Source organism: Sideroxydans lithotrophicus ES-1 (assembly GCF_000025705.1).
Classification (GTDB): Bacteria; Pseudomonadota; Gammaproteobacteria; order Burkholderiales; family Gallionellaceae; genus Sideroxyarcus; species Sideroxyarcus lithotrophicus.
On the sequence record NC_013959.1, the window covers coordinates 935,243 to 959,177 of the forward strand.

26 protein-coding genes and 1 tRNA gene are annotated in these 23,935 nt (G+C 57.6%); 17 read left to right on the top strand and 10 right to left on the bottom strand.

Annotated elements, in window-relative coordinates; translation table 11 throughout:
• The first annotated feature begins 27 nt into the window (after positions 1-27).
• Positions 28-414 (top strand): aspartate 1-decarboxylase, encoded by a 387-nt coding sequence (gene panD, locus SLIT_RS04750; protein ID WP_013029088.1) that lies wholly within the window; start codon positions 28-30, stop codon positions 412-414.
• Between the two features lie 109 nt (positions 415-523).
• On the opposite strand, the gene purB is transcribed toward panD, so the two are convergent.
• The 6 genes from purB to SLIT_RS04780 form a co-directional block, all read right to left on the bottom strand.
• Positions 524-1,894 carry an adenylosuccinate lyase gene (gene purB, locus SLIT_RS04755; protein WP_013029089.1) on the bottom strand — a complete coding sequence of 457 codons (1,371 nt, stop codon included), beginning with the start codon at positions 1,892-1,894 and terminating at the stop codon, positions 524-526.
• Positions 1,895-1,950: 56 nt separating this feature from the next.
• Entirely contained in the window at positions 1,951-3,036 is a 1,086-nt protein-coding gene (gene mnmA, locus SLIT_RS04760) for a tRNA 2-thiouridine(34) synthase MnmA (protein ID WP_013029090.1), read from the bottom strand.
• Positions 3,037-3,143: 107 nt separating this feature from the next.
• Complete coding sequence (locus SLIT_RS04765) at positions 3,144-3,590, bottom strand: NUDIX hydrolase (RefSeq protein ID WP_013029091.1); 447 nt, start codon at positions 3,588-3,590, stop codon at positions 3,144-3,146.
• Between the two features lie 65 nt (positions 3,591-3,655).
• Entirely contained in the window at positions 3,656-3,841 is a 186-nt protein-coding gene (locus SLIT_RS04770; RefSeq protein WP_013029092.1) for a hypothetical protein, read from the bottom strand.
• 147 nt (positions 3,842-3,988) lie between these two features.
• The gene (locus tag SLIT_RS04775; RefSeq protein ID WP_013029093.1) at positions 3,989-4,195 is read right to left on the bottom strand and encodes a hypothetical protein; all 207 of its coding nucleotides are present in this window, start codon (positions 4,193-4,195) and stop codon (positions 3,989-3,991) included.
• Between the two features lie 122 nt (positions 4,196-4,317).
• A tRNA-Leu gene (locus tag SLIT_RS04780) sits at positions 4,318-4,403 on the bottom strand.
• Between the two features lie 83 nt (positions 4,404-4,486).
• Between SLIT_RS04780 and queA the strand changes: the two genes are divergently transcribed.
• The 6 genes from queA to SLIT_RS04810 all read left to right on the top strand — a co-directional run bounded on the left by queA (position 4,487) and on the right by SLIT_RS04810 (position 10,607).
• Positions 4,487-5,509, top strand: a complete 1,023-nt coding sequence (gene queA / locus SLIT_RS04785) for a tRNA preQ1(34) S-adenosylmethionine ribosyltransferase-isomerase QueA (protein WP_013029094.1) — start codon at positions 4,487-4,489, stop codon at positions 5,507-5,509.
• Complete coding sequence (gene tgt / locus SLIT_RS04790; protein WP_013029095.1) at positions 5,506-6,606, top strand: tRNA guanosine(34) transglycosylase Tgt; 1,101 nt, start codon at positions 5,506-5,508, stop codon at positions 6,604-6,606. The genes queA and tgt overlap by 4 nt, the downstream gene beginning before the upstream one ends.
• A 125-nt stretch (positions 6,607-6,731) precedes the next feature.
• Positions 6,732-7,055, top strand: a complete 324-nt coding sequence (gene yajC, locus SLIT_RS04795) for a preprotein translocase subunit YajC (RefSeq protein ID WP_041421055.1) — start codon at positions 6,732-6,734, stop codon at positions 7,053-7,055.
• A 42-nt stretch (positions 7,056-7,097) separates the two neighbouring features.
• Positions 7,098-8,909, top strand: coding sequence for a protein translocase subunit SecD (gene secD / locus SLIT_RS04800; RefSeq protein ID WP_013029097.1), 1,812 nt, complete (start codon positions 7,098-7,100; stop codon positions 8,907-8,909).
• 12 nt (positions 8,910-8,921) lie between these two features.
• On the top strand, positions 8,922-9,854 hold the full coding sequence (gene secF / locus SLIT_RS04805) for a protein translocase subunit SecF (RefSeq protein WP_013029098.1): 933 nt from the start codon (positions 8,922-8,924) through the stop codon (positions 9,852-9,854).
• 111 nt (positions 9,855-9,965) lie between these two features.
• Positions 9,966-10,607, top strand: a complete 642-nt coding sequence (locus SLIT_RS04810; RefSeq protein WP_013029099.1) for a DedA family protein — start codon at positions 9,966-9,968, stop codon at positions 10,605-10,607.
• A gap of 10 nt (positions 10,608-10,617) precedes the next feature.
• Here SLIT_RS04810 and gluQRS read toward each other — a convergent pair whose 3' ends face one another.
• Genes gluQRS through clpS form a run of 3 tightly spaced genes read right to left on the bottom strand, consistent with a single transcriptional unit; the run spans position 10,618 to position 14,071 of the window.
• Entirely contained in the window at positions 10,618-11,532 is a 915-nt protein-coding gene (gene gluQRS / locus SLIT_RS04815) for a tRNA glutamyl-Q(34) synthetase GluQRS (RefSeq protein WP_013029100.1), read from the bottom strand.
• Positions 11,507-13,768, bottom strand: coding sequence for an ATP-dependent Clp protease ATP-binding subunit ClpA (gene clpA / locus SLIT_RS04820; protein WP_013029101.1), 2,262 nt, complete (start codon positions 13,766-13,768; stop codon positions 11,507-11,509). The genes gluQRS and clpA overlap by 26 nt, the downstream gene beginning before the upstream one ends.
• Entirely contained in the window at positions 13,769-14,071 is a 303-nt protein-coding gene (gene clpS, locus SLIT_RS04825; protein ID WP_013029102.1) for an ATP-dependent Clp protease adapter ClpS, read from the bottom strand. It lies immediately after the preceding gene.
• A 245-nt stretch (positions 14,072-14,316) separates the two neighbouring features.
• Here clpS and SLIT_RS04830 point away from each other — a divergent pair, with 245 nt between their 5' ends.
• Positions 14,317-14,520, top strand: coding sequence for a cold-shock protein (locus tag SLIT_RS04830; RefSeq protein WP_013029103.1), 204 nt, complete (start codon positions 14,317-14,319; stop codon positions 14,518-14,520).
• Positions 14,521-14,642: 122 nt separating this feature from the next.
• On the opposite strand, the gene SLIT_RS04835 is transcribed toward SLIT_RS04830, so the two are convergent.
• Positions 14,643-16,865, bottom strand: a complete 2,223-nt coding sequence (locus tag SLIT_RS04835; protein WP_013029104.1) for an NADP-dependent isocitrate dehydrogenase — start codon at positions 16,863-16,865, stop codon at positions 14,643-14,645.
• Positions 16,866-16,894: 29 nt separating this feature from the next.
• Here SLIT_RS04835 and SLIT_RS04840 point away from each other — a divergent pair, with 29 nt between their 5' ends.
• The 9 genes from SLIT_RS04840 to nadA all read left to right on the top strand — a co-directional run bounded on the left by SLIT_RS04840 (position 16,895) and on the right by nadA (position 23,935).
• Positions 16,895-17,437, top strand: a complete 543-nt coding sequence (locus SLIT_RS04840) for an rRNA large subunit pseudouridine synthase E (protein WP_013029105.1) — start codon at positions 16,895-16,897, stop codon at positions 17,435-17,437.
• A gap of 370 nt (positions 17,438-17,807) precedes the next feature.
• Positions 17,808-18,884, top strand: a complete 1,077-nt coding sequence (gene wecB / locus SLIT_RS04845; protein ID WP_223293844.1) for a non-hydrolyzing UDP-N-acetylglucosamine 2-epimerase — start codon at positions 17,808-17,810, stop codon at positions 18,882-18,884.
• A gap of 64 nt (positions 18,885-18,948) precedes the next feature.
• Positions 18,949-19,191: an FmdB family zinc ribbon protein gene (locus tag SLIT_RS04850; RefSeq protein WP_013029107.1), complete on the top strand. Its 243-nt coding sequence runs from the start codon at positions 18,949-18,951 to the stop codon at positions 19,189-19,191.
• The gene (locus SLIT_RS04855; protein ID WP_223293825.1) at positions 19,188-19,802 is read left to right on the top strand and encodes a DUF502 domain-containing protein; all 615 of its coding nucleotides are present in this window, start codon (positions 19,188-19,190) and stop codon (positions 19,800-19,802) included. The genes SLIT_RS04850 and SLIT_RS04855 overlap by 4 nt, the downstream gene beginning before the upstream one ends.
• A 38-nt stretch (positions 19,803-19,840) precedes the next feature.
• Positions 19,841-21,637, top strand: a complete 1,797-nt coding sequence (aspS, locus tag SLIT_RS04860) for an aspartate--tRNA ligase (RefSeq protein ID WP_013029109.1) — start codon at positions 19,841-19,843, stop codon at positions 21,635-21,637.
• A 1-nt stretch (position 21,638) separates the two neighbouring features.
• Positions 21,639-22,025 carry a guanyl-specific ribonuclease gene (locus SLIT_RS04865; protein ID WP_013029110.1) on the top strand — a complete coding sequence of 129 codons (387 nt, stop codon included), beginning with the start codon at positions 21,639-21,641 and terminating at the stop codon, positions 22,023-22,025.
• Positions 22,022-22,396 (top strand): barstar family protein, encoded by a 375-nt coding sequence (locus SLIT_RS04870; protein WP_013029111.1) that lies wholly within the window; start codon positions 22,022-22,024, stop codon positions 22,394-22,396. Before SLIT_RS04865 ends, SLIT_RS04870 begins: the two co-directional genes overlap by 4 nt.
• Complete coding sequence (nudB, locus tag SLIT_RS04875) at positions 22,396-22,845, top strand: dihydroneopterin triphosphate diphosphatase (protein WP_013029112.1); 450 nt, start codon at positions 22,396-22,398, stop codon at positions 22,843-22,845. Before SLIT_RS04870 ends, nudB begins: the two co-directional genes overlap by 1 nt.
• Positions 22,838-23,935 (top strand): quinolinate synthase NadA, encoded by a 1,098-nt coding sequence (gene nadA / locus SLIT_RS04880; RefSeq protein ID WP_013029113.1) that lies wholly within the window; start codon positions 22,838-22,840, stop codon positions 23,933-23,935. Before nudB ends, nadA begins: the two co-directional genes overlap by 8 nt.

The window sequence follows — 23,935 nt, forward strand, 5'->3', positions numbered from 1 at the left end:
ATAGAGGAGAGGGCGGAGGAGGTGATCATGCAACGAACCATGCTACAGGCAAAATTGCACCGCGTGCGCGTGACGCAGTCGGAGCTGCATTACGAGGGTTCGTGCGCCATCGACGACGACCTGCTGGATGCTTCCGGCATCAGGGAATATCAGGCGATCGACATCTACAACGTCACCAACGGCGAGCGCTTCAGCACTTATGCCATCCGTGCCGAACGCGGATCGGGCACCATCTCGGTGAACGGTGCGGCAGCGCACAAGGCCGGCCCGGGCGATATCCTCATCATCGCGGCATTCTCCGTCTATCCCGAACTGGAATTGCAGAAATACCATCCCACACTGGTCTATGTGGACGATAACAACCGCATCATCGACAAGCGCGACAAGATACCCGTCCAAGCCGCCGCTGCCTGAATGAAAAAGCCCCGCTTTGGCGGGGCTTTTGTTTGGGATTGCCTGAAGATCATAACCAACCACTTGGCAACCGTCTTTTGGTTTCTTAGTGGGATGGCTAGTAGTTTCATCAGATGCGCTTTGCCAACTCGGCTGCTTTGCCGGTGTACGTTTCCGGACTTAACGCCTGCAGGCGTTGTTTCTCGCTAGCGGGGATGTCCAGTGTCTGGATGAATGCTGCCAGGCTTTCGCGGTTGATGCCGCCCTTGCCGCGCGTGAGTTCCTTCAGCTTGTCATAGGCATTTTCGATGTTGTAGCGGCGCATGACAGTCTGGATCGGTTCGGCTAGCACTTCCCAGCTGTTGTTCAGGTCTTCCGCCAAGCGCTGCGGATTGGCTTCCAGCTTGTTCAGCCCCTTCAGGCATGATTCGTAGGCCAGCAGCGTGTAGCCCAGGGCCACGCCCATGTTGCGCAACACGGTGGAATCGGTGAGGTCGCGCTGCCAGCGCGAGACCGGCAGCTTTTCGGACAGGTGCTTCAGTAGCGCATTGGCCAGCCCAAGGTTGCCTTCCGAGTTCTCGAAGTCGATCGGGTTGACCTTGTGCGGCATGGTGGAAGAGCCGACCTCACCGGCCACCACCTTCTGCTTGAAATAACCGAGGGAAATGTAACCCCAGATATCGCGGTTGAGGTCGATCAGGATGGTGTTGGCGCGAGCATAGGCATCGTACAGTTCGGCCATGCAGTCATGCGGCTCGATCTGGATGGTATAGGGGTTGAAGGTCAGGCCGCGCGCCTCGACGAATTTCTTCGCAAAGCTTTCCCAATCCACGTCCGGATAGGCGGACAAGTGTGCGTTGTAGTTGCCCACCGCGCCGTTGATCTTGCCCAGCACCTCGACGTCGGCGATGTGCTGGTGGGCGCGGCGCAGGCGATAGACGACGTTGGCCATCTCCTTGCCCAAGGTGCTGGGAGTGGCGGTCTGGCCGTGGGTACGGCACAGCATGGGCAGGTCGGCATGCTGGTGCGCGAGATGCTGCAGGCGTTCGATCAGCACCTGCAGGGTGGGCAGCATCACTTCGCGGCGCGAGTGATTGAGCATCAATGCATGGCTCAGGTTGTTGATGTCTTCCGAAGTGCAGGCGAAGTGGATGAATTCCAGGGCCTTGGCCGTTTCCGGAATCTCGGCAAGTTTTTCGCGCAGCCAATATTCGATGGCTTTGACATCGTGATTGGTGCGGCGCTCGATGGCCTTGATCTGTTCCGCATCCGTTTCCGAGAATTCTGCGGCGAGTTGTACGAGGTGTGCGATGGCGGCGGGGGAAAACGGCGGCAGCTCCTTGATGCCGGCTTCATTGCTCAGTGCCTTGAGCCATTCGATCTCGATCAATACGCGATAGCGGATCAGTCCGAATTCGCTGAAATGACTGCGCAAAGCGTCGACTTTGCCGTGATAGCGTCCGTCAAGGGGGGAAAGGGCGGTGAGGGCAGTCAGTGTCATGGATATCCGGAGCAAAATTACGGAGGCGCTATTTTACCTGCGCTGTTGCGGCGAGGCTATGCAATGATGCCGCCGCCCAAGCATATCTCGCCATCGTACGCCACCACGGATTGGCCGGGAGTCACCGCCCATTGTGCTTCGTCGAAGGAGAAATGTGCGGTATCCGGTGCGTTGATCGAAATACGGCAAGCCGCATCCTGCTGGCGGTAGCGCGTCTTGGCGGCATAGTCGCGCGTCGTGTCGGGCGCATGGTCGCCGATCCAGTGCATGTCCAGCGCATCGAGTTGCGGCTTGAGCAACAAGGGGTGGTCGTGCCCCTGCACCACGAGCAGGCGGTTGTTCGCCATGTCCTTGCCCGCAACGAACCACGGTTCGCCGCTGCTGTCCTTGCCGCCGCCGATGCCCAGCCCCTGGCGCTGACCGTAGGTGTAGAACGACAGGCCCATGTGTTGCCCCATCACTTTGCCCTCCGGCGTGACCATGTCGCCGGGTTTGGTCGGCAGGTAGCGGTTGAGGAACTCGCGGAACGGGCGCTCGCCGATGAAACAGATGCCGGTGCTGTCCTTCTTCGCGGCGTTGGACAGGTTGTGCTGGCGCGCGATCTCGCGCACTTTGCTCTTCGGAATGTCGCCCAGCGGGAACATCGATTTCGACAATTGGTGCTGGTTCAGGCGGTGCAGGAAGTAGCTCTGATCCTTGCTGTCGTCGTCGGCCTTGAGCAACTGGAATGCGCCGTCCTGTTCGCGCACCTTGGCGTAGTGGCCGGTGGCGATCTTCTCGGCGCCGAGGCGGATGGCATGGTCGAGGAAGGCCTTGAACTTGATCTCCGAGTTGCACAGGATGTCCGGGTTGGGCGTGCGTCCGGCTTCATATTCGCGCAGGAAATAGTTGAACACGCGGTCCTTGTATTCTTTGGCGAAGTTCACCGCCTCGATGGGGATGCCGATGGTGTCGGCCACCGACACAGCGTCGATCAGGTCCTGGCGCGAGGAGCAGTATTCGCTATCGTCATCGTCCTCCCAATTCTTCATGAACAGGCCGATGACCTCGTAACCCTGTTCTTTCAGCAGGAGTGCCGTGACGGAAGAATCGACGCCGCCGGACATGCCGACGACGACAGTGATTTTACGATTGCTTTGCACGTTTGGCCCCCTCCCTCTGGGATAACCAGCGACTTGGTTGAGGTTTTTTGCAGTCTAGTCGAATGGCTAGTTGCTTCACCCAGAGGGTTCGGGAGAGGGCTGGTCCTTTACTCATAGTGGGCGATCAGGTCGAGCGGATAGCGCTTGCCCGCAAGGTAGTCTTCCACGCAACGCAATATCAGCGGGCTGCGGTGACGATCTTGCGTGGCGCGTATCTCGTCCAGTGTCATCCACACGGCGCGCACGATGCCTTTGTCCAAGGCACGTTCGGGGTGGTGGGCGAGGGTGCGTCCGCCAAAAGCGAATCGCAGATAGGTGGTGTCGGACTTGGTCGAATGCCAGCGATATACGCCAATCAGGAATTCCGGCTCGAAATCGTAGGCCGACTCCTCCAATGTTTCGCGGATCGCGCCTGCTGGCAAAGTCTCGTTCGCTTCCCAATGTCCGGCCGGCTGGTTGAACAGCAAGCCCTGTGGGGTATGCTCTTCCACCAGCAAGAACTTGCCATCCTGTTCGAGGACGGCGGCGACGGTGGCGTGTGGTTTCCAGATCATGATGTAATTCTAAACGAAATAAAAAAAGGCAGGGCTCCCCCTGCCTCTTTGAGTACTTGCGAATGTTACTTGGCTTTTTTCATGCTTTCATGCTTGGCGGCGTGCTTGGCTTTATGATGCTTGGCAGCCGGCTTGGCGGTTTTATGGGCAGGTGCGGCGGAAGCGGCAGCAGGAGCGGCTGTATCGGCAGCAACGGCGGAGAACGAGACTGCAGCGAAAACGGCAGCGATCAGAATGGAAAGTAGTTTCATTTGTGACTCCAGTTCAGTAGTTTATAAATGAAGACACCGTCAGTGTCTTGAAAACTAACGTTTGAGTTGTTTCCGGGTTGACTCGGCGGTCTGATAGAAACAAAAAAATGGCAGGGTCACCCCTGCCATTTCTAGGTTGAAGCGATATTACTTAGCTGCTTCAGCTTTTTTTGCTTTCTTTGCTTTTTTTGCTTTCTTTGCCTTGTGAGCCTTCTTGGCTGGCTTGGCTTCTGCCTTGGCAGCAGGAGCAGCAGCGGCAGCAGGAGCAGCAGCAGGAGCAGCAGCTTCTTCAGCAACAGCAGAGAAAGTAACCAGTGCGAACACAGCGGCGATCAGAGTGGACAACAGTTTCATGAAAGACTCCAGTTTGGTAGTTAATAAACGTTTATGACACTGCTCGTGTCGAGACGAATAACGCAGCTGGTTCATAAGCCGTTGACATGAAGTTGACACAAATCTGACAAAAAATGCGAATTTGGTGCCGGGGGGGGAATCGAACCCCCACGCCCTTTCAGGCACCGGATTTTGAGTCCGGCACGTCTACCAGTTCCATCACCCCGGCAAGGGAAGGGCGCGAATTATCCATGAAACGTCAGGCCTCATCAACTACAATGCGCGTTTTTGTTCCGGCAGCATATAGTCTGGATGCGTACCGACGATTTTGATTTCATTTTGCCCGAGCGCTTGATTGCGCAACATCCCCCTTTGCAGAGAGGGGCGAGCAGGTTGCTGCAGGTAGGCAAGACGGGGCTGAAAGACAGTCAATTCGCTGACCTGCATGGGCTGGTGCATGGACATGACCTGCTGGTATTGAACGACACGCGCGTATTGAAGGCACGGCTGTTCGGCGAAAAAGAAAGTGGCGGCAAGGTCGAAGTGCTGGTCGAGCGGGTGCTGGGCGAGCATGAGGTGTTGGCGCAAGTAAGGGCCAGCAAGACGCCCAAGCCCGGAAGTCGGTTATTGCTTGCGGAAAAATTGCGGGTCAAGGTATTGGGGCGTGAAGGTGAATTCTTCCATTTGTGCTTCGAGGGTGCGGCCGCGGTGACGGCTTTGCTGGAACGGTATGGGCACTTGCCCTTGCCGCCCTATATCGCCCATGTTGCTGGTGCCGAAGATGAGGAGCGCTACCAGACCGTGTTCGCCCGGGAGCCGGGTGCGGTGGCCGCGCCTACGGCCGGGCTGCATTTCGGCGAGACCATGCTGCAGGCGCTACGCGACAAAAAGGTGGACATTGCTTACGTGACCTTGCATGTCGGCGCCGGCACGTTCAAGCCGGTACGTGCCGAAAATATCGAGGAGCACGTCATGCATAGCGAGCGCTACACCATCCCGCAAGCTACGGTGGATGCCATCCGTGAGGCAAAGGCCAAAGGCGGGCGCATTATCGCAGTGGGCACGACCAGCCTGCGTGCGCTGGAAAGTGCGGCTGCGAGCGGAGAACTGGTTGCCGGTTCGGGCGAAACAAGCATCTTCATCACGCCTGGCTATCGTTTCGGGGTAGTGGATGTGTTGCTGACCAACTTTCATCTGCCGCGCTCCACTTTGCTGATGCTGGTATGCGCTTTCGGCGGAATGGAGAAGATGCTGGCTGCATACCGTCATGCGGTGGAAAAGGAATATCGCTTCTTCAGTTACGGCGATGCGATGTTGATCGAAAGAGAACAATGAAATTCACCTTACATAACACCTCGGGTGCTGCTCGTCGCGGCACGCTGGATCTGGCGCACGGCAAGCTGGAGACGCCAGCCTTCATGCCGGTCGGCACATATGGCACGGTCAAGGCGATGTCGCCGCTTGAGCTGAAAGACATGGGGGCACAGATCGTGCTCGGCAACACTTTCCATCTGTGGCTGCGCCCGGGGCTGGAGGTCATCGCGGCCCACGGCGGCCTGCACCGCTTCATGGGGTGGGATGGTCCTATCCTTACTGATTCCGGCGGTTTTCAGGTGTTCAGCCTGGGCGAGTTGCGCAAGATCACCGGCGGCGGAGTGGAATTTCGCTCGCCGGTGAATGGCGACAAGTGCTTCCTGTCGCCGGAAGAGTCCATGCGCATCCAGCAGGTACTCAATTCCGACATCGTGATGATCTTTGACGAATGCACGCCGTATCCAGCGGACGAACAGGCGGCGGGCGTGTCGATGCGCCTGAGCCTGAGCTGGGCGGAGCGCAGCAAGAAGGCGCACGAGGGCAATCCGAATGCGTTGTTCGGCATCGTGCAGGGCGGTATGCACGAGCATCTGCGCGACGAATCGCTGACGGGACTGAAGGGCATCGGCTTCGACGGTTTTGCCATCGGTGGCCTGTCGGTTGGCGAACCCAAGGAGGATATGCTGCGCATCCTCAGACATACCGCGCCGCAATTGCCGGTGGACAAGCCGCGCTACCTGATGGGCGTGGGCACCCCGGAAGACCTGGTGGAGGCGGTGGGCAACGGTATCGACATGTTCGACTGCGTGATGCCGACACGCAATGCACGCAACGGCCACCTGTTCACCCGTTTCGGCGATGTGCGTATCAAGAACGCGCAATACCGGCTGGACACGCGTCCGCTGGACGAGCAGTGCAGCTGCTACACCTGCCGCCATTTCACCCGGGCCTATCTGCATCATTTGCACCGCCTTAACGAGATACTCGGTGCGCGGCTCAATTCCATCCATAACCTGCACTACTACCAGGAACTGATGCGCGACATCCGTGTCTCTATCGAGGCCGGGCGCTACGCCGAGTTCCAGGCCTCGTTCCGGCATGCGCGTGCAGGCTTGTAAGCAACGTTGGCAGAGCCGGGCGTGGGCGTAGTAAAACAGTCATGCCATCCATGTTAGAATGCGCACCTTCGATTTTTTGACCCCTATTATTCGAGAGGATAGAAATGATTTCAACGATCGGCCAATTGTTCATCAGCAACGCATATGCAGACGGTGGCGCACCTGCTCCGCAAGGCAGCATCATGGAGTTTCTGCCATTGATCGCCTTGGTGGCGGTATTCTATTTTCTCATCCTGCGTCCTCAGCAAAAGCGCGCCAAAGAACAGAAAGCCATGATCGAGGCGTTGCAAAAAGGCGATGAAGTCGCCACGGTTGGCGGCGTACTCGGCAAAGTGACCAAAGTCGGCGAAGACAGCGCGGCGATCGAGATCGCCGACAATGTCGTCATCCAGGTGCAAAAGGCTGCTATCCAGAACGTCTTGCCCAAGGGCACCATCAAGTCGATCTGATCCCCGGATCCTTCTAATCATGCTGTAAATCAAGGTGTCGCTATGAACCGCTATCCGCTGTGGAAGAATCTGCTGATAATTGTCGCGCTGATGCTGGGCCTGGTGTATGCCTTGCCCAATCTTTATGGCGAAGCACCCGCGGTGCAGGTGCTGCCGCTACGCTCGAATCTTAAGGCGGATGAAAAATTGCTGGCACGCGTGGAAGATGCGCTGAAGGCTGCACAATTGAATCCCGAAGCCATGTCCCTGGATGCGACCAGCGTCAAGGCACGCTTCAGCAACACCGATATCCAGCTCAAGGCAAAAGATGTGCTGCATGCCCAGCTGGGCGACGACTATATGGTGGCACTCAATCTGGTGCCGCGCTCGCCGCAATGGATGGCCAGCCTCAATGCCTTGCCGATGTACCTGGGTCTCGATCTGCGCGGAGGGGTGCATTTCCTGCTGCAGATCGATATGAAGGCGGCGCTGGACAAGGCCCTGGAGTCTGATTCCGGCGATATTCGCAGCAGTTTGCGTGAGGCTGACATTCCCTACTCGGGCGTGAGCCGTGATGCCAGCGCGATCACGATCAAGTTCCGCGATGCCGATGCGCGCAGCAAGGGCGAGGATGAACTTAAGCAGCGATTCGGCGGGCTTGAGTTCAATACAAGCGAAGATGGCAGGGAGTTCCTGCTGCTCGCCAGCCTCAAGCAGCAGGAACAGATTCGCATCCAGGAATCTGCCGTGCAGCAGAACCTCGTTACCTTGCGCAACCGGGTGAACGAACTCGGCGTGGCCGAGCCGGTGATCCAGCAGCAAGGCGCAGATCGCATCGTGGTGCAATTGCCGGGTGTGCAGGATACCGCGCGCGCCAAGGACATCCTGGGGCGTACCGCCACACTGGAAGTGCGCATGGTGGATGATGAACACCATTTGAGTGCAGGCGGAATAGCTCCATTCGGCACTGAGATATTCAAGGATCGCGACGGTACTCCGCTGCTGGTGAAGAAAAGCGTGATTCTGACCGGCGAACGCATCAATGATGCCCAACCCGGTTTCGACAGCCGCAACAACGAACCGGCCGTGCACATCAATCTGGATGCGGTCGGGGCACGCAAGTTCAAGGAAGCGACACGCGAGAATGTCGGCAAGCGCATGGCCATCATCCTGTTCGAAAAGGGCAAGGGCGAAGTGGTCACTGCACCGGTGATTCGTGAAGAGATCGGCGGCGGGCGCGTGCAGATCAGCGGCAAGATGAACACCGAAGAGGCCAAGGATACTGCATTGCTGTTGCGTGCCGGGGCTCTGGCTGCGCCGATGGAGATTGTCGAGGAACGTACTGTCGGCCCGAGCCTGGGTGCAGACAATATTGCGCGGGGTTTCCATTCCACGCAGATCGGCTTCATTGCCATTGCGATCTTCATGATTGCCTACTACCTGATGTTCGGTGGAGTTTCCGTACTTGCGCTGGGGGCCAACCTGTTGCTGCTAATAGCGCTGCTGTCCATGCTGCAGGCCACACTGACACTGCCCGGCATGGCGGGTATCGCATTGACACTGGGTATGGCGATCGACTCCAATGTGCTGATCAACGAGCGTATCCGTGAGGAACTGCGCAACGGGGTGCCGCCGCAAATGGCGATCCATGCGGGCTATGAGAACGCCTTTGCCACCATTCTGGACTCCAATATCACCACGCTGATAGCCGGTATCGCTCTGTTCATGTTCGGTTCCGGGCCGATCAAGGGGTTCGCGGTGGTGCTCTGCCTGGGCATATTGACTTCCATGTTCAGCGCCGTGCTGGTATCGCGTGCGCTGGTCAATCTGATCTATGGCCGCAAAGCGCGGCTGAACAAGGTTGCCATCGGCTAAGGGGATAAGACTATGGAATTCTTCCGCATCAAAAAAGACATCCCGTTCATGAGTTATGGCCGGTATACGACGGCCATCTCGCTGGTGACCTTCCTGTTCGCGGTGTTCTTTCTTGCGACGAAGGGGCTGAACTTCGGCGTGGATTTCACCGGCGGCACCGTGATGGAAGTCCATTACGCGCAATCGGCTGACCTGGATAAGGTGCGTGGCCAGGTTGGCAGCATCGGCCTGAACGATGCGCTGGTGCAGAACTTCGGCTCCAGCAAGGATGTGCTGATCCAGATCCCGCTCAAGGAGAACAAGGCGGGTGCGAAACTTTCTGATCAGGTGATGGATACCCTGCATCAGCAGGATGCCAGCGTTGAGTTGCGCCGCGTCGAATTCGTTGGCCCGCAGGTCGGCAAGGATCTGGTCGATAACGGGGCAATGGCGCTGTTGCTGGTCAGTCTGGGTATCGTCGGCTATCTGTGGATACGTTTCGAGTGGAAATTCGGCCTGGCGGCGATCATCGCTAACCTGCACGACGTGGTCATCATCCTTGGCTTCTTCGCTTTTTTCCAGTGGGAATTCTCGCTTTCGGTGCTGGCTGCGGTGCTGGCCGTCCTGGGCTATTCGGTGAACGAATCGGTGGTGGTGTTCGACCGGATCCGCGAGAACTTCCGCAAGATGCGCAAGACCGAGGTTGCAGTGATCATCGACAACGCGATCACCCGCACCATGTCACGCACCATCATCACCCACGGATGTACTCAGATCATGGTGACTTCCATGCTGTTTCTGGGAGGCGAGACGCTGCATTATTTCGCACTGGCGCTGACCATCGGCATCTTGTTCAGTATCTACTCCTCGGTGCTGGTGGCCAGTCCCTTGCTTATGATGTTCGGCGTGTCGCGCGAAGACTTCATCAAACCGGAAAAGACCGAAGCTGAAGAAGTGCTGCCTTAACAGGCATGAATCTGATAATGAAACTTGCCATGACTGTTCCCTCTCCTCAATCCTCTCCCGCATGCGGGAGAGGAGGCAAACGGCTCGCTGTGCGAGTTTTATGTTAATCCGATGGATCTGCTGACATCGTTCTTTGATATTGTCCTCCACCTCGACGCCCACCTGCTGGTGCTAGTGCAACAGTACGGCATGTGGATATATGCCATATTGTTCGGCATCATCTTCGCGGAAACGGGTCTGGTCGTCGCGCCTTTCCTGCCTGGCGATTCCCTGTTGTTCGTGACGGGTGCACTGTGCGGTATGGGCTCGCTGGAGCTGCATATCCTTATGCCATTGCTGATGCTGGCTGCGTTTGGCGGCGACAACACGAATTACTGGATCGGGCGTCTGCTGGGGTTGCGCTTGCTCAATAGTGTCAACCAGCGCTTCATCAAGCATGAGCATCTGGAAAAGACCCACCGCTTCTTCGACAAGCATGGCGGCAAGACCGTACTTTTCGCCCGCTTCCTGCCCATCATCCGTACTTTTGCACCGTTCGTGGCGGGCATCGGCACCATGAGCTACCGATTGTTCCTGATGTTCAGCGCACTGGGCAGCCTTGCCTGGATCGGCAGCCTCACGCTATCGGGCTATTTCTTCGGCAATATTCCGATCATCAAGAACAACCTTACCTTGATGATTCTCGTCATCATCTTCATTTCATTCATCCCGGCCATCTTCGAATTCTTGCGCCGCCGTCGTCAGCCAGGCTAGATGCGCTGAATCAAAGTGGAAGTGTGCGGATTCCCCGTAATCTGCTTGCGTCCCAGTTCAGTATTGCCCACTCCAGCGCCGTACTCACATCAGTCCGGGATAATTCGGCAGGCGGTTGCTGCTGCAAGAACTCCAGTACCTGCAACATCGTTGCAAGAGGGGCTGAGGCATCTACCGGCGCCGCCAGCGTCTGCTTGCTCAGCTTTTCTCCCGCTTCGTTCACCGCGACAGGCAGATGCATGTATCGTGGCTCAGGCAGGCCAAGCAGGCGTTGCAGATGGATCTGGCGCGGCGTGGAAGCCAGCAGGTCGGCGCCGCGAACGATATGCGTGATGTTCTGGAACGCATCATCCGCTACGACTGCCAGCTGGTAAGCGAACAATCCGTCCGCGCGTTTCACCACGAAGTCGCCGATATCCAGCTCGAGGTGCTGGGTGATGTGGCCTTGCAGCGCATCATCGAATTCAATGGCCTGGTTGTCAGTGCGCACCCGCCAGGCTCGTTCTTCGCGCCCGGACGGAATGCCATTGCGGCAAGTTCCCGGGTAAACGTGGCCTTCGATGCCGTTCAGCGCCGAGTCGGCGATCTCCTTGCGTGTGCAGCAACACGGATATGCCGCACCGCAGCTTTGCAGCTTGCGCAGCGCGTCCTCATATGCTGCCGTGCGCCGGCTCTGGTACAGTACAGCTTCATCGCTGTGCATCCCGAATGCCGCCAGCGTGCGCAGGATGTCGTCAGCCGCTCCAGCTGCACAGCGTGGCACATCAAGATCTTCCATGCGCACCAGCCAGATGCCGTGGTGATGTTTTGCGTCAAGGTAGCTGCCGATAGCGGCGACGAGTGAACCGAAGTGGAGGGGGCCGGTGGGGGACGGTGCGAACCGTCCCCGGTAACCGGGATCAGGCAGGGACAGCCTCTTCCTCAAATTCCAGCACTACCTTGCCATCTTTTACGTCCACGGTGACCTTGCCACCGTTCGCGAGCTTGCCGAACAGCAGTTCGTCGGCCAGCGCAGAACGGATGGTGTCCTGGATCAGGCGTGCCATTGGGCGGGCGCCCATCAGTGGGTCGAAACCGTTTTCGGCGAGGTAATCCTTGAGCGCATCGGTGAACAAGGGATCCACCTTCTTCTCGTGCAATTGTTCTTCCAATTGCATGAGGAACTTGTCCACCACGCGCAGGATGACCTCTTTCGACAGCGGTGCGAATGAGACGATGGCATCCAGACGGTTGCGGAACTCGGGCGTGAACATCTTCTTGATGTCGACCATCTCGTCGCCCACCGCGGAGGCGACTTTGGTGAAGCCCATTTGTGCCTTGTTCAGCGCTTCCGCACCCGCATTGGTGGTCATGATGACGACGACGTTGCGGAAGTCGGCCTTGCGTCCGTTGTTGTCGGTGAGCGTGCCGTGGTCCATCACCTGCAGCAGGATGTTGAAGATGTCCGGGTGCGCTTTCTCGATCTCGTCCAGCAGCAATACGCAATGCGGCTGCTTGGTGATGGCTTCGGTGAGCAGCCCACCCTGGTCGAAACCGACATAGCCGGGAGGGGCGCCGATCAGGCGCGAGACGGCATGGCGTTCCATGTATTCCGACATGTCGAAGCGATGCAGCGGCATGCCCATGCTATAAGCGAGCTGGCGTGCCACTTCGGTCTTGCCGACGCCCGTGGGGCCGGAGAACAGGAAGCTGCCGATGGGTTTTTGCGGGTTGCCGAGGCCGCTGCGCGACATCTTGATGGCGCGCGCCAGGGCGTCGATGGCCTTGTCCTGACCGAATACGGTGGCCTTGAGGTCACGATCGAGGTTCTTCAGCGCATTACGGTCATCATGGGAAACGCTGCGCGCCGGGATGCGGGCGATCTTGGCGATGATCTCTTCGATCTCGTGCTTGCCCACGACCTTTTTCTGTTTGGACTTGGGCAGGATGCGCTGGGCAGCCCCGGCTTCGTCCAGCACGTCGATGGCCTTGTCCGGCAGGTGCCGATCATTTATGAAGCGCGAAGACAGTTCTGCGGCGCTGGTGAGGGCAGCAGAACTGTATTTGATGCTATGGTGTTCCTCGAAGCGCGATTTCAGCCCCTTCAGTATCTCGATGGTCTGTTCCACCGAAGGTTCGGACACATCGATCTTCTGGAAGCGGCGCGACAACGCGGAATCCTTTTCAAAGATGCCGCGATATTCCTGATAGGTGGTCGCTCCTATGCATTTCAGGGCACCGCTGGAAAGCGCAGGCTTGAGCAGGTTGGAGGCATCCATGGTACCTCCCGATGCCGCACCTGCACCGATCAGGGTATGAATCTCGTCGATGAACAGCACCGCGTTGGGGGCATCCTGCAATTCTTTCAGCACGGCTTTCAGGCGCTGCTCGAAATCGCCACGATATTTTGTTCCGGCCAGCAAAGCGCCCATGTCCAAAGAATAGACGTGGGCGTCCTTCAGGATTTCGGGCACTTCGCCCTCGATGATGTTTCGAGCCAAGCCTTCCGCGATGGCCGTCTTGCCTACGCCGGCTTCACCCACCAGTAGAGGGTTGTTTTTACGCCGGCGGCATAGCGTCTGAATCACGCGTTCCAGTTCCATGCTGCGCCCGATGAGCGGATCGACCTTGCCCGCCAAGGCATGGGCATTGAGATCCAAGGTGTAATTCTTGAGCGCGCTATCGTTGCTGCTTTCCTGTTCGGTATCCGCCTCGTTCGCGGTCTTTTGCGTGGCGGGCTGGATCTCGGCAGTCTTGTTGATGCCGTGCGCGATGTAGTTCACCACGTCCAGACGGGTGATGGCGCGCTGGTTGAGGAAATAGACCGCGTGCGATTCCTTTTCGCCGAACAACGCAACCAGGATGTTCGCTCCGGTCACCTCTTTTTTATTGGTGGATTGCACATGCAGGATGGCGCGCTGGATCACGCGCTGGAAGCCGACGGTCGGTTGCGTATCTACCTCGCCTGTACCCGGGACGACTGGGGTATGGGTCTCGATATGTTGCACCAGTACAGCACGCAATTCTTCGATGTCCGCGCCACAGGCGCGCAACACATGGGCAGCAGAGGGATTGTCCAGCATGGCGAGCAACAGATGCTCGACAGTGATGAACTCGTGCCGTTTCTGGCGGGCTTCGACAAATGCCAGATGCAGGCTGACTTCCAGTTCTTGCGCGATCATTTAGTTTTCCTCCGTTTGGCATCGTAATGGATGCCCGTGCTGCTTTGCAAACTCTGACACCTGAGATACCTTGGTTTCGGCAATGTCTTTCGGGTACACGCCACACACTGCGGAACCCTCGTTGTGGATTTGGAGCATGACTTGCGTCGCGCGTTCCTGTCCCATCGAAAAAAAGATCCTTAGAACCTCAATGACGAACTCCATGGTGGTGAAGTCATCGTTCAGCAGGATCACCTTGTAAAGCTTGGGCGGCTTGGTTTTGCTGCGCTCCAGCAGGTTTACATTTTCTTGCTTGGTTGCCATGGTTCGCTATTCTCGCCCTTTGCTCAGTTGCATATTTGACGATTAGCTCGGGTTTTTCAAGTCAATTCGTCAATATTTTGTATTTAGCCCTTGACGTTATAAGTTCAAGTGGGGTAAAAAGCGCTCGGGTGTTTGAATCAAAGTATCTGCAGTGCTGGTTTTGCCATGTGCGGTCCCATTTGCGATCTTGGAATTCAAACAATTTGATGGGGGTCCACCCATCGTTTTTTGTAAGGAAGTAAAGCATGGCAAACGGTACTGTAAAATGGTTCAACGATGCAAAGGGTTTCGGTTTCATTACTCCCGATGACGGCAGCGAAGATTTGTTTGCGCACTTCTCCGCGATCAACATGAGCGGCTTCAAGTCTCTCAAAGAAGGTCAGAAAGTGACTTTCGAGGTTGTTCAGGGTCCGAAGGGCAAACAAGCCTCCAACATTCAAGCGGGTTAATCGCCGCCTGAGTTGTAAAAAAGCCCGCCATTCACGTGGCGGGCTTTTTTATTTGGTATCAGTACCGTGAATTCGATGGGGATTGCCCCCTTTTAGGGAGCTGGGTTCTCGTCAGGATTTTTTCAAATAGCTCCCAGAGCCGCATTGAGTGTGGCGCTAGGACGCATCGCCTTCGATATTTTGCCGAAATCCGGGTGGTAGTAGCCTCCCATATCGACCGGCTTGCCCTGCGCCGCGAGCAGCTCTTCGTTGATCTTCGCTTCGTTGTCCGTCAATGCCTTCGCCAATGGGGTGAAGCGTGCCTGTATTTCCTTGTCCCTGGTCTGAGCGGCCAGTGCCTGGGCCCAGTACAGTGCCAGGTAGAAATGGCTGCCCCGGTTGTCGATCTCACCTACCTTGCGGGCCGGTGATTTGTTGTTGTCGAGGATCCTGGCGTTAGCCTGATCCAGCGTTTCGGCCAGGATCTGCGCCTTGACGTTGTTGAATTTCTGGCCAAGATGTTCCAGCGATACGCCCAGCGCCAGGAACTCGCCCAGCGAATCCCAACGCAGGTAGCCTTCCTGCTGGAATTGCTGCACATGCTTGGGTGCCGAGCCACCGGCGCCGGTCTCGAACATTCCGCCGCCATTCATCAGCGGTACGATGGACAGCATCTTGGCGCTGGTGTTGAGTTCCAGGATGGGGAACAGGTCGGTGAGGTAGTCGCGCAATACGTTGCCGGTGACGGAGATGGTGTCTTTTCCCTGACGGACTCGTGTAAGCGTTGCGCGGCAAGCATCCGCCGGCTCCATGATTTTGATGTCAAGCCCGTTGGTGTCGTGATCCTTGAGATATCTATCGACCTTGGCGATGATCTGTGCGTCATGCGCGCGATTCTTGTCCAGCCAGAAAATAGCCGGTGTGCCGGAGAGGCGCGCGCGAGAGACTGCAAGCTTGACCCAGTCCTGGACGGGCGCATCCTTGGTCTGGCAGGCGCGGAAGATGTCGCCTTGCTCGACATTCTGCGCCAGCAGCACCTTGCCGGATGTGTCGACGATGCGTACTACGCCGTCCCCGGCGATCTCGAAGGTCTTGTCATGCGAGCCATATTCCTCGGCCTTCTGCGCCATCAGGCCGACGTTGGGCACGGAGCCCATGGTCGCGGGATCAAGCGCGCCGTTCTTCTTGCAGTCCTCGACGGTGGCGTCATACACGCCAGCGTAGCAGCGGTCAGGGATCATCGCCAACGTGTCATAGGGTTTGCCGTCGGCGCCCCACATCTTGCCGCCGTCCCGGATCATCGGCGGCATGGAGGCATCGACGATCACGTCGGATGGTACGTGCAGGTTGGTGATGCCCTTGTCGGAATTCACCATCGCCAGCGGCGGCTGGTTCCTGAAACAATCGGCGATGTCGGCTACGATGCCGGCGCGCTTCGCTTCCGGCAACGCTAACACCTTGGCCTCCATATCGCCGAAGCCGTTGTTGACGTTGATCTTCAGTTCCTTGAGCAAGTCGCCGTGCTTGTCGAACACGTTCTTGAAGAATACGGAAACGGCATGGCCGAACATGATGGGGTCGGACACCTTCATCATGGTGGCCTTCAGGTGCAGGGATAGCAGCACATCTTCTTTTTTCGCCGCTGCGATCTGTTCGGCATAGAACTTGCGCAGTGCGCGGCGGCTCATCACGGCGGCATCGATGATCTCGCCTGCCTGGAGCGCAAGCTTGTCCTTGAGCACGGTGACCTTGCCGTCCTTGCTCACGAACTCGATGCGGGTGCTGACGGCTTCGGGCACGGTCATGGATCTTTCGCTGCCGTAGAAATCGCCGCTGCTCATGTGTGCCACGCGGGTCCTGGAGTTGGCGGCCCACTTGCCCATGCGGTGCGGATGCTTGCGCGCATATTGCTTGACCGAGGCGGCGGCGCGGCGGTCGGAATTGCCTTCGCGCAGCACCGGATTTACCGCGCTGCCCAGCACCTTGCCGTAGCGCGCCTTGATTTCCTTCTCGGCCTCGTTCTGCGGGTTCTCGGGAAAATCGGGCACCTTGTAACCCTGCGACTGGAGTTCCTTGATCGCCGCCTTCAGTTGCGGGACCGATGCGCTAATATTCGGCAGCTTGATGATGTTGGCTTCCGGCTTCAGCGTCAGTGCGCCCAGCTCGGCGAGGCCGTCGGTGACTTTTTGCGCGGCGCTCAGGTGTTCGGGGAAGTTGGCGAGTATGCGTCCGGCGAGAGAAATGTCACTGGTCTCGACAGTGACCCCGGCTGCCTTGGTGAATGCCTGTATGATGTGAAGCAGCGAGTAGGTCGCCAGACTTGGGGCTTCATCGGTCAGGGTATAGATGATCTTTGGGGTCGTCATGATGTTTGCAAATCGCTTAAGTGAATTAGATGAGTCGCATCCTGCTGTTCAACAAACCCTATGGCGTGATCTGCCAATTCAGTCGTGACGGGATGCACCCGACGCTGGCGGATTATATCGCCGTTCCGGATGTTTATCCCGCGGGTCGCCTCGATACCGACAGCGAAGGCCTGTTGCTGCTTACTGACGACGGCAAGTTACAGCATCGCATCACCGACCCCAAACATAAACAGCCCAAGACCTATTGGGTACAGGTGGAAGGCATTCCCGACGCAACGGCGCTGGAGCAGTTGCGGCGCGGCATACAGCTCAAGGACGGTATGACCTTGCCTGCCGAGGCAAATCTGATGGCCGAACCGCAAGGTTTGTGGCTGCGAGACCCGCCTGTTCGTTTTCGCAAAGATATCCCCACCTGCTGGTTATGGCTGACCATCCATGAAGGCAAGAACCGCCAAGTGAGACGAATGACGGCGGCGGTAGGGTTTCCAACCTTGCGCCTGATTCGATATTCGATCGGAAAATGGACGATCGACGGGCTTGCGCCCGGAAAATGGTTGAGCATGCACGCATAAACCCTGTTCAGGTTATGGATGGTGTCTGCCTGCCGTCAAAGGTTGTCCGGGCATCGTCGCACTCAAGGGTGTGCAAACACAACACCATCGCGCGCAAACGCCAGTTTGCGGGTGTTTCAGGCTGATTCTGATGTATGGCACGGTTGTTGCGTTCTCTAGTTCATGAGGTTCCCGGAAGGTGCGGGGACAACTTGAATAAGGACAGCGCATGAAACCAGTCTGGCTAGGCATTATTTTCTTCCTTGTATATGGCCTTTTCTCCATGAAGAGCAGGGCGGCGGAAAGTGTTCCGGTTGCGGAAGCCGTTTTTGCAAATGGTGAGTTCAGGTTGCATTCGGCCAGTCCGGGCAGATAGGTGCGCAAGATACTTGTGGTCGTTGGAGATCGTTCCGAGGCGATCCTCATGGCTCCACTGATACACCGTTTCAGGTCGTCACCCTCGATACAAACTATTGTTTGCGTTGCTGGGCGAAATCGCCATGCGATCGATCAACTGCTCGATATCTTCGGCATTCAACCCGACGCGGAGTTCGGTCAGCCGGAGCAGGTGCAAAGTGCCGACGGACCGAAATTCGTGGACATCATGATTGAAAAACACAAGCCGGATTGTGTGCTGATGCATGGGGAGCCGGATTTCGCAATCGACTCCAGATATCTGAATGCGCCTCTATCCTGCGACCTGAAAACCGGTTTGCATATGCACGAATTGCGCCATGGCAGCACATCAGAAGAGAGGCGCAATGAGATTGAGCGGCTAGCCACGTATTATTTCGTTCCGTCCGAGGCGTCTCGCGACAATTTGCTTAGAGAGGGTGTGGCTGCCGAAAAGATTTACCTGACCGACAGCATGGCGGTGGATGCATTGTTGATGGTGGCAGAGCGTATTCATGGCGATGATGTGCTGAAAAACGGTTTGGCGGCCGCTTTCCCGTTTCTTGATCCGAAGAAACGCCTGATCTTCGTTGCCGGACACAAGCACGGGAACGAAGAGGGGCGCCTGGAAAGCCTATGTCGTGCTTTGAAACGTCTGGCGATGCGCGCAGACGTCCAGGTGGTCTATCCCTTGCATCCTGATGCCAAGCAAAACTCGGTTGTGGACGAGGTCTTCGCCAGTCATCCCAACATCACGCTCATTCAACCGCAGGATTACCTGCACTTCGTTTACCTGATGCAATCGGCCTACCTCATTCTCACCGACCTTGACGATACGCTGAAGGAGGCGCTGTCATTGTGCAAGCCGATACTGGTGTTGCGCGATGTGGCCGAACGCCCGCAGGCGATCGATGCCGGAAACGTCAAACTGGTTGGGACCGAGACTGAACGTATCCTGCGGGAGTGCGTCATGTTCCTGGACGATCCCGCCTATTACCGGGCATTCTCCAGCCATCGCAATCTTTATGTCGACGGCCATACCGGCCAGCGCATCGTGGAGATGCTGCTGCGATAAAGCCGCTTCTGCGAAAACGGGGGCGCAGGGTATAATGCGCGCCTTTCCAATATAGGAGCGGGTTATGCCTATTTACGAATATCGTTGCAGCAGTTGTGGTACGCAAAAGGATGTGATGCAGAAGTTGAGCGATGCGCCGCTGACCAAATGCCCTGAATGTGGCAAGGAAACGTTCGCCAAACAGCTCAGCGCTGCTGGATTTCAGCTCAAAGGCAACGGCTACTACGCCACCGATTTCAAGAACAAGCCCGGTTCGTGCGAAGCCTCGCCTTGTGCGTCATGTCCGTCTGCGGGTGCGCACTCGTGAAAAAATATCTGCTGACCGGCCTGCTGGTGTGGGTGCCGCTGGGAATTACCCTGTGGGTACTGAATCTCATCATCGGCATTCTGGACCAGACACTGACCTTGTTGCCAGCGCACTGGCAGCCGGACTGGCTGCTGGGTATCCACATCCCCGGCCTGGGTGTCATCCTGACGGCTGTGGTGGTGCTGACGACCGGTTTGCTGGTGCGCAATGTGTTTGGCCAGCAGTTGCTGATTTACTGGGAAGGCTTGTTGCGCCGTATCCCCTTCGTCAATGCCATCTACAACAGTGTCAAGCAAGTCAGCGATACATTGTTGTCCGAGAATGGGAATGCATTCGGCAAGGTGTTGCTGGTGCGCTATCCACATCCCGATGCCTGGTCGTTGGCATTCCAGACCACCGTGCCGGGCGAGGTGACGCGCATGCTGCACGGGGAAGAGTACGTCGGCGTGTTCGTGCCGACGACGCCAAGCCCCGTGAACGGTTTCTATTTTTACGTCAAGAAGTCCGAGACGGTCGAGCTGGATATCAGCGTCGATGCGGCTTTCAAGGCCATCATCTCCATGGGCGTCGTGACTACCCCGGACGCAGCGCACCTGTCTAAACCTTTGTAACCCTCCATCTTTGTTTTTCTGATCGAACTGAACCATCTATGCGTACTCATTATTGCGGGCAACTTAACGTTAGTAACCTCGGCCAGACCGTCACTTTGTGCGGCTGGGCACATCGCCGCCGCGACCACGGCGGAGTGATCTTCATCGACCTGCGCGACCGCGAGGGACTCGCGCAAGTGGTGTGCGACCCGGATCGCGCCGATATGTTTGCCATCGCCGAATCGGTGCGCAACGAATTCGTGCTGAAGGTCACCGGTCGCGTGCGCCGCCGTCCCGAAGGTACCGACAACAAGAACATCCCCAGCGGTGAGATCGAGATACTCTGTCACGAGATCGAAGTGCTGAATGTCTCGGTCACGCCCCCGTTCCAGCTGGACGACGAGAACCTGTCCGAGAATGTGCGCCTGACCCATCGCGTCATCGACCTGCGCCGTCCGCAGATGCAACACAACATGATGTTGCGCTACAAGACAGCGCGCGCGTTCCGCCGCTTCCTCGACGACAAGGGCTTCATCGACATCGAGACCCCGATGCTGACCAAGTCCACGCCGGAAGGCGCACGCGACTACCTGGTGCCGTCGCGTGTGCATGCGGGCGAGTTCTTCGCGCTGCCGCAGTCGCCGCAGCTGTTCAAGCAGATGCTGATGGTGGCGGGCTTCGACCGCTACTACCAGATCACCAAGTGCTTCCGCGACGAAGACCTGCGTGCCGATCGCCAGCCGGAATTCACCCAGGTGGATATCGAGACCTCCTTCCTGACGGAAGAGCAGATCATGGTGCTGATGGAAGAGATGATCCGCACCGTGTTCAAGGAGGTGCTGAATGTGGCGCTACCCAACCCGTTCCCGCGCATGACCTATGCCGAGGCGATGGGCCGTTTTGGTTCGGACAAGCCGGACATGCGCGTGACGCTGGAGATCACCGAGGTGACCGATGCGGTGAAGGATGTTGCATTCAAAGTGTTCGCCGGCGTGGCGAATTCCGACAACGGTCGTGTTGCAGCCTTGCGCGTGCCCAAGGGCGGCGCGTTCTCGCGCGGCGAGATCGACGAGTACACCAAGTTCGTTGGCATCTACGGTGCCAAGGGGCTGGCCTACATCAAGGTCAACGACATCACCAAGCTGAACGAAGAAGGCCTGCAATCGCCCATCGTCAAGAACCTGCACGAAGCGGCGCTCAAGACCATCGTCGAGCGTACCGGCGCACAGAACGGCGACATCATCTTCTTCGGTGCCGACAAGGCCAAGATCGTCAACGACGCACTCGGTGCGTTGCGCAGCAAGATCGGCCACGAGAAAGGCTATACCAACGGCAAGGCATGGGAGCCGCTGTGGGTGGTGGATTTCCCGATGTTCGAATACGACGACGAAGCCAAGCGCTGGAATGCCTGCCATCACCCTTTCACCGCGCCCAAGGACGAACATCTCGCGTTGCTGGAGAGCGATCCGGGCAAGTGTCTGGCCAAGGCTTACGACCTGGCGCTGAACGGCTCCGAGATCGGCGGCGGCTCGGTGCGTATCCACAAGGAGGAAGTACAGAGCAAGGTGTTCCGTGCGCTCAATATCGGTGCTGAAGAAGCGCAGCTCAAGTTCGGTTTCCTGCTCGACGCGCTGCAATATGGCGCACCGCCGCACGGTGGGCTGGCCTTCGGCCTGGACCGTATCGTCACCATGATGACCGGTTCCGAATCCATTCGCGACGTGATTGCGTTCCCCAAAACGCAACGAGCACAATGCCTGCTGACCCAGGCGCCCTCACCAGTGGACGAGAAACAGTTGCGCGAACTGCACATCCGCCTGCGCCAACCAGCGACGGTCGAAACGCCAAAGGAATAAGATGCGGCGCGTTACACAAGCACAGTGGTGGCTGTTTTTCGGCTTGCTGCTGTGTTTGCCGCTTGCTCAGGCCCGTAGCCATCATTCGCACGATCTCGACAATACTTCCAGCATTGCTGTTGCCGAGCTGCCGGCGGAAGCGCGCGATGCTTTGCTCCGGATCAAACAGGGCGGCCCCTTTCCCTATCCACGCGACGGTGTGGTGTTCGGCAATTATGAACATTCCTTGCCGCAACAACCGCACGGCTATTACCATGAGTACACGGTAAGAACGCCGGGTCTGCGCAATCGCGGTCCGCGGCGCATCGTGTGTGGCATCGTGCCTGAATGCTACTTTACTGGCGATCATTACCGGACATTCAGACGCATCGGGGAGGAAGGCAGATGAGCGATCTGTGCAGGCGATTGCAGAACGTGCAAGAGGCGGGGGTCTATCGACTCAATTGCCCGCTGGCGGATCTGCGAGAGAGCGCGGCTGAATGCGGATTCGCTATGTTTGAAGCGGATATTGCGGCGGCCAGCGGCAAAGGCGAGGTGCTGGCAGAATTGGCGCGCGCGATAGCGGCACCGGACTGGTTCGGTCATAACTGGGACGCACTGGCCGATACACTGGGAGATCTTTCGTGGCGCCCCGCCCCCGGCTATGTGTTGCTGCTGCACGGCGAGTCTTCAGGCGAACCCAGGCTGGACAATGTGCTTGATGCCACGGTGTCGTTCTGGGAATTGCAGCACAAGGCATTCTGGGTGTTCTTTGCGTAATGCGCACCTACAAGCAACCCGTCTCCGCTCTCATCGTTATTTATACCGCAGCACTTGATGTGCTGCTGCTGGAACGGGCGGATTTCCCCGGCTATTGGCAATCGGTGACCGGCAGCCGCGATGGCGACGAGAGCTTGCGCGAGACCGCTATCCGCGAGGTGGCAGAAGAGACCGGGCTGGATGCGACGAGCTATTTGCTTGCCGATTGGCAGCAGCAGAACGTGTACGAGATCTACGAGCAGTGGAGACATCGCTACCCTCCAGGCACCACGCACAACACCGAACATGTCTTTGGCCTGCAACTCCCTCGGCCAGCCATAGTCCAACTCTCGCCGCGCGAGCACCTCGGCTATCTGTGGCTGCCATGGAACGTGGCTGCCGAAAAGGTTTTCTCGCCGAGCAACCGCGAGGCGATCCTGCAATTACCGGAACGTATCCAACATGGCTGAAAACATCATCTCTGTCGCCTATGAACATCCCGATGCCGTGCATCACACCTGTAGCACCGCGCACGCATGGGCAAAGAAACCGCGCGAACCCGAAGCGAACGAGAAGGCCGAGCTCATCGAACGCATCAAGCGCCTGTTGAAAGAGCAGGATGCCGTGCTGGTCGCACATTACTACGTGCACTCGGATCTGCAGGACCTGGCGGAACAGACCGGCGGTATCGTGTCCGACTCCCTCGACATGGCCAATTTCGGCCACCAGCATCCGGCCAAGACCATCGTCGTGGCGGGCGTGCGTTTCATGGGCGAGACGGCGAAGATACTGAATCCCGAGAAACGCGTGCTGATGCCCGATCTGGAAGCCGAATGCTCGCTCGATTTGGGCTGCCCAGCGGACGAATTCACTGCGTTCTGCGATGCGCACCCCGACCGCACCGTGGTGGTGTATGCCAACACCAGCGCCGCAGTGAAGGCGCGCGCCGACTGGATGGTGACCAGTTCCATTGCCTTGCCGGTGGTCAAGCATTTGATGGAGCAGGGCAAGAAGATTCTGTGGGCGCCGGACCGACACCTTGGAAGCTATGTGCAGGAACAGACCGGCGCGGACATGCTGTTATGGCAAGGCTCCTGCATCGTGCATGACGAATACAAGTCCCTGGAATTGCAAGAGCTGAAAGCGCAGCATCCCGATGCCTTGGTGCTGGTTCATCCCGAATCACCGCGAGCGGTGGTCAAGCTGGCGGATGTGGTCGGCTCCACCACGCAACTGATCAAGGCGGCACAGAACTCGGCAGCCAGGAAATTCATCGTCGCGACGGATAACGGCATCCTGCACAAGATGCGCACTTTGTGTCCAGAGAAGCTCTTTCTTGAAGCGCCCACCGCCGGACATGGCGCCAACTGCACCAGTTGCAGCCACTGTCCGTGGATGGCGATGAACGGATTGATCAACCTGGCAGAAGTGCTGGAATCCGGCAAGAATGAGATATTCGTCGATCCGGTCATCATCCCGCGTGCCGTAGAGCCGATTCGGCGCATGCTTGATTTCGCCAGGCAGATCAATCTGCCGACGCGAGGGATAGGGAACGCCTGA

Excerpts from the sequence above, each read along its gene's own strand:
- nudB (WP_013029112.1), top strand. The coding sequence starts at position 22,396 with ATGCGCACCTACAAGCAACCCGTCTCCGCTCTCATCGTTATTTATACC.
- purB (WP_013029089.1), bottom strand. The coding sequence starts at position 1,894 with ATGACACTGACTGCCCTCACCGCCCTTTCCCCCCTTGACGGACGCTAT.
- SLIT_RS04840 (WP_013029105.1), top strand. The coding sequence starts at position 16,895 with ATGAGTCGCATCCTGCTGTTCAACAAACCCTATGGCGTGATCTGCCAA.
- clpA (WP_013029101.1), bottom strand. The coding sequence starts at position 13,768 with ATGATCGCGCAAGAACTGGAAGTCAGCCTGCATCTGGCATTTGTCGAA.
- panD (WP_013029088.1), top strand. The coding sequence starts at position 28 with ATGCAACGAACCATGCTACAGGCAAAATTGCACCGCGTGCGCGTGACG.
- SLIT_RS04850 (WP_013029107.1), top strand. The coding sequence starts at position 18,949 with ATGCCTATTTACGAATATCGTTGCAGCAGTTGTGGTACGCAAAAGGAT.
- SLIT_RS04865 (WP_013029110.1), top strand. The coding sequence starts at position 21,639 with ATGCGGCGCGTTACACAAGCACAGTGGTGGCTGTTTTTCGGCTTGCTG.
- queA (WP_013029094.1), top strand. The coding sequence starts at position 4,487 with ATGCGTACCGACGATTTTGATTTCATTTTGCCCGAGCGCTTGATTGCG.
- SLIT_RS04765 (WP_013029091.1), bottom strand. The coding sequence starts at position 3,590 with ATGATCTGGAAACCACACGCCACCGTCGCCGCCGTCCTCGAACAGGAT.
- SLIT_RS04770 (WP_013029092.1), bottom strand. The coding sequence starts at position 3,841 with ATGAAACTACTTTCCATTCTGATCGCTGCCGTTTTCGCTGCAGTCTCG.
- secD (WP_013029097.1), top strand. The coding sequence starts at position 7,098 with ATGAACCGCTATCCGCTGTGGAAGAATCTGCTGATAATTGTCGCGCTG.
- SLIT_RS04775 (WP_013029093.1), bottom strand. The coding sequence starts at position 4,195 with ATGAAACTGTTGTCCACTCTGATCGCCGCTGTGTTCGCACTGGTTACT.
- secF (WP_013029098.1), top strand. The coding sequence starts at position 8,922 with ATGGAATTCTTCCGCATCAAAAAAGACATCCCGTTCATGAGTTATGGC.
- tgt (WP_013029095.1), top strand. The coding sequence starts at position 5,506 with ATGAAATTCACCTTACATAACACCTCGGGTGCTGCTCGTCGCGGCACG.
- aspS (WP_013029109.1), top strand. The coding sequence starts at position 19,841 with ATGCGTACTCATTATTGCGGGCAACTTAACGTTAGTAACCTCGGCCAG.
- nadA (WP_013029113.1), top strand. The coding sequence starts at position 22,838 with ATGGCTGAAAACATCATCTCTGTCGCCTATGAACATCCCGATGCCGTG.
- SLIT_RS04830 (WP_013029103.1), top strand. The coding sequence starts at position 14,317 with ATGGCAAACGGTACTGTAAAATGGTTCAACGATGCAAAGGGTTTCGGT.
- SLIT_RS04835 (WP_013029104.1), bottom strand. The coding sequence starts at position 16,865 with ATGACGACCCCAAAGATCATCTATACCCTGACCGATGAAGCCCCAAGT.
- SLIT_RS04870 (WP_013029111.1), top strand. The coding sequence starts at position 22,022 with ATGAGCGATCTGTGCAGGCGATTGCAGAACGTGCAAGAGGCGGGGGTC.
- clpS (WP_013029102.1), bottom strand. The coding sequence starts at position 14,071 with ATGGCAACCAAGCAAGAAAATGTAAACCTGCTGGAGCGCAGCAAAACC.
- SLIT_RS04810 (WP_013029099.1), top strand. The coding sequence starts at position 9,966 with ATGGATCTGCTGACATCGTTCTTTGATATTGTCCTCCACCTCGACGCC.